At 71.4% G+C, this 9,007-nt stretch carries 8 protein-coding genes and 1 pseudogene; 7 read left to right on the forward strand and 2 right to left on the reverse strand.

Annotated features, from left to right (window positions below; genetic code table 11):
- The 3 genes and pseudogenes from DY245_RS47240 to cobC form a co-directional block, all read left to right on the forward strand.
- A pseudogene (locus tag DY245_RS47240) lies at window positions 1-306 on the forward strand (hypothetical protein); the annotation flags it as partial.
- The gene (locus DY245_RS35620) at window positions 303-1,208 is read left to right on the forward strand and encodes a sirohydrochlorin chelatase (RefSeq protein WP_128511235.1); all 906 of its coding nucleotides are present in this window, start codon (window positions 303-305) and stop codon (window positions 1,206-1,208) included. The pseudogene DY245_RS47240 and the gene DY245_RS35620, both read left to right, overlap by 4 nt.
- Window positions 1,209-1,210: 2 nt before the next feature.
- Window positions 1,211-2,302 carry an Rv2231c family histidinol phosphate aminotransferase CobC gene (gene cobC, locus DY245_RS35625; protein WP_128511236.1) on the forward strand — a complete coding sequence of 364 codons (1,092 nt, stop codon included), beginning with the start codon at window positions 1,211-1,213 and terminating at the stop codon, window positions 2,300-2,302.
- A 162-nt stretch (window positions 2,303-2,464) separates the two neighbouring features.
- Here cobC and DY245_RS35630 read toward each other — a convergent pair whose 3' ends face one another.
- Both DY245_RS35630 and DY245_RS35635 read right to left on the reverse strand, forming a co-directional pair.
- Window positions 2,465-3,475: an SCO1860 family LAETG-anchored protein gene (locus DY245_RS35630; protein ID WP_280525041.1), complete on the reverse strand. Its 1,011-nt coding sequence runs from the start codon at window positions 3,473-3,475 to the stop codon at window positions 2,465-2,467.
- Window positions 3,476-3,813: 338 nt separating this feature from the next.
- A complete protein-coding gene (locus DY245_RS35635) occupies window positions 3,814-4,905 on the reverse strand; it encodes an amidohydrolase family protein (RefSeq protein ID WP_181924023.1) in 1,092 nt (363 codons plus the stop codon).
- A 621-nt stretch (window positions 4,906-5,526) separates the two neighbouring features.
- Here DY245_RS35635 and ectA point away from each other — a divergent pair.
- From ectA to thpD, 4 genes are all read left to right on the forward strand, one after another.
- Window positions 5,527-6,093, forward strand: coding sequence for a diaminobutyrate acetyltransferase (gene ectA, locus DY245_RS35640; protein WP_128511238.1), 567 nt, complete (start codon window positions 5,527-5,529; stop codon window positions 6,091-6,093).
- A 132-nt stretch (window positions 6,094-6,225) separates the two neighbouring features.
- Entirely contained in the window at window positions 6,226-7,494 is a 1,269-nt protein-coding gene (gene ectB, locus DY245_RS35645; protein WP_128511239.1) for a diaminobutyrate--2-oxoglutarate transaminase, read from the forward strand.
- A 46-nt stretch (window positions 7,495-7,540) separates the two neighbouring features.
- Window positions 7,541-7,957, forward strand: a complete 417-nt coding sequence (locus DY245_RS35650; protein WP_128511240.1) for an ectoine synthase — start codon at window positions 7,541-7,543, stop codon at window positions 7,955-7,957.
- A 98-nt stretch (window positions 7,958-8,055) separates the two neighbouring features.
- Window positions 8,056-8,955, forward strand: coding sequence for an ectoine hydroxylase (gene thpD / locus DY245_RS35655; protein WP_128511241.1), 900 nt, complete (start codon window positions 8,056-8,058; stop codon window positions 8,953-8,955).
- Window positions 8,956-9,007 lie beyond the last annotated feature (52 nt).

Below are 9,007 nucleotides of genomic sequence, written 5' to 3' on the forward strand. Positions count from 1 at the left end.
CCGAGCGTCGCCGAGGCGGCCGCGCTGCTGGCCGCGGGGCCGGGCGCCGAACTGGTCGCCGGCAAGCGGAAGTCGGCGCCGCACGGCCGGCCGGCCGGGGTGACCTGCGCACTCGCCGTACCGGCGGATGCGGGTGAGCGGGCGCTTACCGCGGGTAGGGAGGGAGCGGCCGCCGCCCCCGCCCGCGGTGCGGATATCGTCATGACCTCCCCCAACCCGCCCCGCCGTGGCCCGGATCGGCGGCCGGGGGTGGTCGGCGACCAGGCGTCCGACAGCGAAACCACCGGTACCAAGGAGACCCAGTGACCCCTCCCGCACTGCTCATAGCCGGTCACGGCACCCGTGACGAAGGCGGGGCCGAGACCCTGCGCGCGCTGGTGCGTGTGCTCGGCGAGCGCCACCCCGAAGTGCCCGTCGCCGGCGGGTTCTTCGGCGCCGCGTCGTCGCCGCTGCCGCTGGGCGACGCCGTCGACGGGCTCGTCGAGCGGGGCGCGACCCGGTTCGCCGCCATACCGCTGCTGCTGGCCCCGACCGGTCCGCTACCGCATGCGCTGCCCGCGGCGCTGGAGCTGGCGACGGCGGGCCACCCCGGGCTCGACTACGCCTGCGGCGCCGAGCTGGGGCCGCACCCCAAGCTGCTGGAGGTGCTGGAGCTGCGGCTGGACGAGGCGCTGGGCGGCCGCGCCCGCAGGCCCGAGGACCGGGCCCGTACGACGGTGCTGCTGGTGGGGCGGGGCGCGGCCGATCCGTACGCCAATGCCGAGGTGGTACGCGCCGCGCGGCTGCTGTGGGAGGGGCGCGGCTTCGCGGGCGTGGAGACCGCGTTCGTCTCGCAGGCGGCGCCCGATGTGCCGGCCGGCCTCGACCGGTGCAGGACGCTGGCCGCCGCGGCCCCGGGCAACGGCGGGCAGGGCCGGATCGTGGTGCTGCCCTACTTCCTCTTCTCCGGTGGCCTGTGGGAGCGGCTGCAGATGCAGACCGAGGGCTGGGCCGCGGCGCACCCCGGCACGGAGGTGCTCAGCGCCGGGGTGATCGGCCCGGTGGCCGAGGTGGCCGAGGTGGTCATGGAGCGCTATCGCGAGACGGTGGCGGGCGAGCCGCTGCTGAGCGGTGCGCCGGGCGGTTGCCGGGCGGCGGCGGAGGACGCCCGGGAGCCGGACGGTGCGCAGCAGGCCGCCGCGGTGGCGGCGGGCGCCGGGGAGCAGTGAGCATGCCGGCGTCCACCGAGTCCGCGCGGCTGCGGGAACGCGACCCGTCCGCCCCGCCCCACGAGCCCGACCTCCGGCATCACGGCGATGCCGAAGTGCGGGGCGCGGGCGGCGAGTTGACGGATCTGGCGGTCAATGTACGGGCCGGCACTCCCCCGGCCTGGCTCAAGGCCCGGATAGCCGCTTCGCTGGACGGTCTCGCCGCGTATCCGGACGGCCGGGCGGCGCGCCGGGCGGTCGCGGCCCGGCACGGTCTGCCGGCCGGGCGGGTGCTGCTGACGTCGGGGGCCGCGGAGGCGTTCGTGCTGATCGCGCGCGCCGTACGGGCCCGTCGGCCGGTCGTGGTGCATCCGCAGTTCACCGAGCCCGAGGCGGCGCTGCGGGACGCCGGGCACGAGGTCGGGCGGGTGCTGCTCGCCGAGCGGGACGGCTTCCGGCTGGATCCGGACGCGGTGCCCGAGGACGCCGATCTGGTCGTCGTCGGCAACCCGACCAACCCCACCTCGGTGCTGCATCCCGCGGCGGTGCTGGCGCGGCTGGCGCGGCCGGGCCGGACGCTGGTGGTGGACGAGGCGTTCATGGACGCGGTGCCCGGCGAGCGGGAGTCGCTGGCCGGGCGCACGGATCTGCCGGGCCTGGTCGTCCTGCGCAGTCTCACCAAGACGTGGGGGCTGGCGGGGCTGCGGATCGGCTATGTGCTGGCCGCCGAGGACACCGTCGCCGCCCTGGAGCGGGCGCAGCCGCTGTGGCCGGTCTCCAGCCCCGCGCTGACCGCCGCCGAGGCGTGCTGTGCGCCGGGGGCGCTGGCGGAGGCGGCCGCGGCGGCCGAGGACATCGCCGTGCACCGGGCCCATCTGCTGGCCCGGCTGGGCGAGTTCCCGCAGATCCGGGTGGCCGGCCCGGCGGCGGGCCCGTTCGTGCTGATCCGGCTGCCAGGCGCGGAGGAGGTACGGGCCGGGCTGCGGGCCCGCGGTTTCGCGGTGCGCCGCGGCGACACCTTCCCGGGCCTGGGCCCCGACTGGCTGCGGCTCGCGGTGCGGGACGGGGCCACGACGGACCGGTTCGTGGCGGCGCTCGGCGCGGTGCTCGGTTAGCGCCCGCCGGGCGTGCCCCTGGGGGAAGACCTCGCCGGGGTCCCGAACCACACTGCGACAGGGACCCCGGCGAGGGTGAGGTGCGCCGTACGGGCCCATACGGCACACCTCGCGTACCCCGCGCGCGGCGCCCCCACAGCACCGGCGCGGTGTACGGGTCGATCAGCCGCGGCCCCCCTGCGGCGCGGCGCCGCGGCGCCGGCGGGCGTAGACCATCGATCCGGCACCCGCGACGAGCAGCAGGGCCGCGCCGCCGGCGAGATACGGGGTGGTCGAACTGCCGCCGGTCTCCGCGAGGTTCTGGGTGCTCGGGTGGGAGCCGGTCTGTGACACCTGGGTGCCCTTGCCACCGGACGGCTCGGTGCCGCCGCCGGTCTGACCACCGCCGGTCTGACCACCGCTGGTCTGGCCGCCACTGGTCTGACCACCGCTGGTGCCGCCGGAGCCGTTGTGCTCGGGCGCCTTCCCCGGGGCGGTGCAGGTGGCCCGGGCGAGGGTGACCCGGCCGCGTACATCGGCGACGTTGAGCTTCAGCGGGTTGACGGAGACGTTCAGGTCGAGCGCGGTGGCCGCGGCGGTCTTGGACGTGACGTTCTTCTTGGACAGGTCGAGCCGCACCTCGCCCACGCCCGGCACCTTGACCTCCGTCGTTCCGGCCGCCTTGAGCGTGACCTTCTTGCCCAGGACGAGGACGCTGCCCAGCACATTCGACTCGGCCCGGGGCCGGTGGCCCGCCTCGCACACCGCCTTGGCGGTGACCTGCTGGACCTCGATCAGGGACAGCAGCGGCAGACCGGGCAGATGCACCTTGGCGCGCACCAGGTTGGCGTAGCCCTCGGCCTTGTGGCGGTCGGCGGTGGCCCGTGCGGTGGCGACATCGGCGCGCAGCACGCTGAACGGCTTGCCCTGGTTGATGCCGTCCAGGTCGACGGTGAGCAGGGTCTTGTCGGCGGAGGCCGGGGCGTGCACCTCGTTCAGGACGACGTTCAGCGGGACATCGAGCGTCTTGTTGAGCAGACCGACGTTCAGGCCGGTACGCAGCACGACCGCACCGGACGTGCCGGGGGTCGAGCCGTGGTCTCCGGTGGCCTGTGCGGGCGCGGCGCCGAGCAGGACGGCGGGGCCGGCCGTGAGCGCTGCGGCGACGAAGGTCGCGGCGAGGCGTCGGGGCATGCCGGAGGAGCTGGTGGGACTGGTGGACACGTGTGTGGAACCCCCACAGGAGAAATGGAGTCGCCGGCCGCGCCAATGGGGGACATCACGCGGGCCGACGACCTCGACCCGCACATCGTGTCCGTACGGAGGGTGAACAGGCAGCCACGTGAGGTCAGTTCACTCCAATGGGTGGTTTCCGCGCTTTTATTCGATTCCTGCGGCACGATGCATCACCCACGCCACAACCGCCCCACCACCTGGGTGACCTGGGTTGACCGGCGACGTTCAACGGCTCATCGCACGAGGGCGCCACCGTTGACGTCACCTCCCCCACGGCGCGAGTGCCGCGATCCGGCCTAGCCGACCACCTGGCCGCGCAGCACCACCCGGCGCGGCGCGGCCAGCACCCGGACGTCCTCGCGTGGATCGCTCTCGTAGACCACCAGGTCCGCCGAGGCGCCCTCGGTGAGGCCGGGGCGGCCCAGCCAGTCCCTGGCGCCCCAGGTGGTGGCGGAGAGCGCGGCGACCGCCGGCAGGCCGGCCTTCGTCAGCTCGACAACCTCCTCGGCGACCAGGCCATGGGCGAGCGAGCCGCCGGCATCCGTGCCGGCGAAGATGGGCACCCCGGCGTCGTAGGCGGCCCGTACGGTGTCGTAGCGGCGTTCGTGGAGCCGCCGCATATGGTCCGCCCAGCGCGGGTACTTCGCCTCGCCACCGGCCGCGAGCTGCGGAAACGTGGCGATGTTGACGAGCGTGGGGACGATGGCGACGCCCCGCTTCGCGAACAGCGGGATGGTCTCCTCGGTGAGTCCGGTGGCGTGCTCGATGCAGTCGATACCGGCCTCGACGAGCGGGGCGAGGGAGTCCTCGGCGAAGCAGTGGGCGGTGACCCGGGCGCCGAGCCGGTGCGCCTCGGCGATGGCCGCCTCGACCGCGCCAGGGGGCCAGCAGGCCGACAGATCGCCGGTGGAGCGGTCGATCCAGTCGCCGACGAGCTTGACCCAGCCGTCGCCGCGACGGGCCTCCTGGGCGACATAGGCGACCAGGTCGTCCGGCTCGATCTCGTACGCGTAGTTGCGGATATAGCGCTTGGTACGGGCGATGTGGCGGCCTGCGCGGATGATCCGCGGCAGGTCCTCGCGCTCGTCGATCCAGCGGGTGTCGGAGGGGGATCCGGCGTCGCGGATCAGCAGGGTGCCGGCGTCACGGTCGGTGAGCGCCTGTTTTTCGCTGGTGGGGGCGTCCACCGGGCCGTGTGCGTCCAGGCCCACATGGCAGTGGGCGTCGACCAGGCCCGGCAGCACCCAGCCCTCCACGGTGGTGGCATCGCGTGCCATGGCCGGCCGGTCGTACGTCACCCGGCCGCCGACGATCCACAGCTCGTCGCGCACATCGTCCGGCCCGACGAGGACCCTCCCCTTGAGGTGCAGCACCGCACCTTCACTCATGGACGTCATACCGGCACTTTAGGCGGCGCCGCGGGGTCCGCGGCAGTGGCGTCGGACTGCTGTGCGCTCGCCTTCCCCCTGCCGTCGGCCGGAAACCGACGATCGTCGGCCACGGCTTCCTCACCGTGCGTCCGCTTGCGTTCCCCACGCGTTTCCGCGGCGCCTTCCCAGCGCCTTCCCGGCGCCTTCGCCGTACGTTCTCCGCGCGTTCTCCGCACGGTTCTCCGTACGTTTCCGGACAATCCCTCGCGCATGTTCTTGCGGGTCTTGTCATGGGTTTGCCGCGCGCGTTTCCATGGCCCTTCCGCCAGGCCTTCTGCCGGCGAATTACCAATTCCTCAGAAGTACAGCTTCCCGTATTCTTCTGCCCGCTTTTCCGCAGCTCAAACGCCAAGATTTCGCTAGTGGCAAGTGCCGTAATTCGGACGCATCTCGACGGCGTTACGGAGCTGTGACCGACTACACAGCGTGTCCGTTTCGCCCCGAACTTCCCGGTCAAATCGGCACATCTTGCAGCCTCGTCGCGCGCTCGGGCGCCCCCGCGCGATAACATATACCGATCGCTTCCGTAACCCCTGCCCGCGATGCAATTTCCCTTTTCCCTAGGTAAATTTAATTCCCATGACCGCCGCACAAGCAGACCATGCACGTGCCCGTAGCGATATCGGAGAATTTCCGGAGGGCTTCAAGCTCGACACCCCACGCGTGGAGGACGGAGCCGCGATCTGGCGCATCGCCCGCGACTCGAAGGCGCTGGACCTCAACTCCTCCTACAGCTACCTCCTGTGGTGTCGCGACTTCGCCGCCTCCTCTGTCGTCGCACGCGACGCGGAGGGCGAGCCGGCCGCCTTCGTCACCGGCTACATCCGCCCCGAGCGCCCGGAGACCCTCGTCGTCTGGCAGGTCGCCGTCGACGAGGCGCACCGCGGCCGGGGACTGGCGGCCGCACTCCTGGACGGGCTGACCACCCGGGCCATGGACGAGCTGGGCATTCGCTTCGTCGAGACCACCGTCACCCCCGACAACACCGCCTCCAACCGGCTGTTCGCGTCGTTCGCGGAACGGCACTCGGTGCCCGTCAAGCGCGAGGTGCTCTTCGACGCGGGGCTGTTCCCCGAGCAGGGCCACGAGCCGGAGGTGCTGCACCTCATAGGCCCGTTCACACCACCGGCCCCTCCCGGGCAGTAACCCCCGAGGACCGTACGGCCACAGAGCCGCAGCGGCCGAGCGGAGCCGGCATCCCCCCGTGGGAGAGCCGTCGCCGCCCAGCCCCCACAGACTTCCTCATCCTTATCGCCACTCATCTCCCAGGAGCATGCTGTGACCATCACCCAGCCCGATCTGAGCGTCTTCGAGACCGTGGAGTCGGAGGTGCGCAGCTACTGCCGTGGCTGGCCCACCATCTTCGACCGCGCACAGGGCAGCCGGATCACCGACGAGGACGGGCACACCTACCTCGACTTCTTCTCCGGCGCCGGATCGCTCAACTACGGCCACAACAACCCGGTACTCAAACGCGCCCTGATCGACTACATCGAGCGGGACGGCATCACCCACGGCCTGGACATGTCCACCACGGCCAAGCGGGCGTTCCTGGAGTCGTTCCAGAACATCGTTCTGCGGCCGCGCGACCTGCCCTACAAGGTCATGTTCCCGGGCCCGACGGGCGCCAACTCCGTCGAGGCGGCGCTGAAACTGGCCCGTAAGGTCAAGGGCCGCGAGTCGATCGTGTCCTTCACCAACGCCTTCCACGGCATGTCGCTGGGCGCGCTCGCCGTCACCGGCAACTCGATGAAGCGGGCCGGCGCCGGCATCCCGCTGGTGCACGGCACTCCCATGCCGTTCGACAACTACCTCGACGGGGCGTACCCGGACTTCCTGTGGTTCGAGCGGCTGCTCGGCGACCAGGGCTCCGGTCTGAACACCCCCGCCGCCGTGATCGTCGAGACGGTCCAGGGCGAGGGCGGCATCAATGTCGCCCGTCCCGAGTGGCTGCGCGCCCTCGCCGACCTGTGCGAGCGCCGCGACATGCTGCTGATCGTGGACGACATCCAGATGGGCTGCGGCCGTACGGGTGCCTTCTTCTCCTTCGAGGAGGCGGGCATCGTGCCGGACATCGTCACCGTCTCGAAGTCCATCAGCGGCTACGGCCTGCCGCTCGCGCTGACGCTGTTCAAGCCCGAGCTGGACATCTGGGAGCCGGGCGAGCACAACGGCACCTTCCGCGGCAACAACCCGGCCTTCGTCACCGCCTCCGCCGCGCTCGACACCTACTGGGCCGACGGCCAGATGGAGAAGCAGACTCTCGCCCGCGGTGAGATCGTCGAAGCGCACCTGAAGGCCATCGTCGAGGAGCACCCGGACGCCATCGCCGAGTACCGCGGCCGCGGTCTGGTCTGGGGCCTGGAGTGCATCGACAAGAGCCTCGCGGGCAAGGTCGCCACGCGCGCCTTCGAGCTGGGTCTGCTGATCGAGACCTCCGGCCCGGAGAGCGAGGTCGTCAAGCTGCTGCCCGCGCTGACGACCACCCCCGAGGAGCTGGACGAGGGCCTTCGTACCCTCGCCCGCGCGGTCCGCGACTGCGCCTGACCCCCGCGGGGTTCCTTACCGTTCCACAGAAAGGCACCGACTCACCGTGATCGTCCGATCCTTCAAGGACATCGAAGGCACCGACCGCCACGTCAAGGCCAAGTCCGGTACGTGGGAGAGCAAGCGCATCGTGCTCGCCAAGGAGCGCGTCGGCTTCTCGCTGCACGAGACCATCCTGTACGCGGGTACCGAGACGTCGATGTGGTACGCGAACCACATCGAGGCCGTGCTGTGTGTGGAGGGCGAGGCCGAGCTCACCAACGACGAGACCGGCGAGAAGTACACCATCACGCCGGGCACGATGTACCTGCTCGACGGGCACGAGAAGCACACCATGCGGATCAAGGAGGACTTCCGCTGCGTGTGCGTCTTCAACCCGCCGGTCACCGGCCGTGAGGACCACGACGAGAACGGGGTCTACCCGTTGCTCACCGAGCCCGAAGCGGAGCCCGAGGCGGTCTGAGGCGTCACCTCACCCGCCTGCCCCGTCCGGCAGCCGAGGAAGGCACGCACACACGCACGGAAGCCAGAGCCCGTACGAGAGGAGAGGAAGGCAACACCATGACCACCGCACCCGAGCGCATCGCCGACCTGTACCCGACCCGTGGGACCGCCGAGGTCATCACCCCGCGGAAGGACCCGGTGGTGTGGTCGCAGCCCGGAGCGGCCGGCCCGTTCGCGCCGTCCGAGCTGAGCGACTTCGAACGCGACGGCTTTTTCGCCATCGGGGAACTGCTCACGGCGGAGGAAGTCGCGGTGTACCGCGCCGAACTGGACCGGCTGGTGCTCGACCCGGCGATGCGCGCCGACCCGCGCTCCATCGTCGAGCCGAAGTCGCAGAGCGTACGGTCCGTCTTCGAGGTGCACAAGATCAGCGAGGTGTTCGCCCGGCTGGTCTCGGACCCGCGGGTGGTCGGCCGCGCCCGGCAGATCCTCGGCTCGGACGTCTATGTCCACCAGTCACGGATCAATGTGAAGCCCGGCTTCGGTGCCTCCGGCTTCTACTGGCACTCGGACTTCGAGACCTGGCACGCCGAGGACGGTCTGCCGAACATGCGCACCGTGTCGGTCTCGATCGCGCTGACGGAGAACTACGACACCAACGGCGGCTTGATGATCATGCCGGGCTCGCATCAGCACTTCGTGGGCTGCGAGGGTGCGACGCCGAAGGACAACTACAAGCGGTCTCTGCAGATGCAGGACGCGGGCATCCCGTCGGACGAGGTCCTGACGAAGCTGGCTGACCGGCACGGCATCCGCCTGTTCACCGGCAAGGCCGGCTCGGCGACCTGGTTCGACTGCAACGCGATGCACGGCTCCGGCGACAACATCACGCCCTACCCCCGCAGCAATGTCTTCATCGTCTTCAACAGCGTGGACAACGCGGCGGTGGAGCCGTTCGCGGCTCCGGTCCGGCGCCCGGAGTACATCGGGGCGCGGGACTTCACGCCGGTGAGATAGGCACGGCGCAGACACCGGTGGCGCGGTCGCCGCACAGCAGGTCTGTGCGGCG

This window comes from Streptomyces inhibens, from assembly GCF_003389455.1.
GTDB lineage: Bacteria > Actinomycetota > Actinomycetes > Streptomycetales > Streptomycetaceae > Streptomyces > Streptomyces inhibens.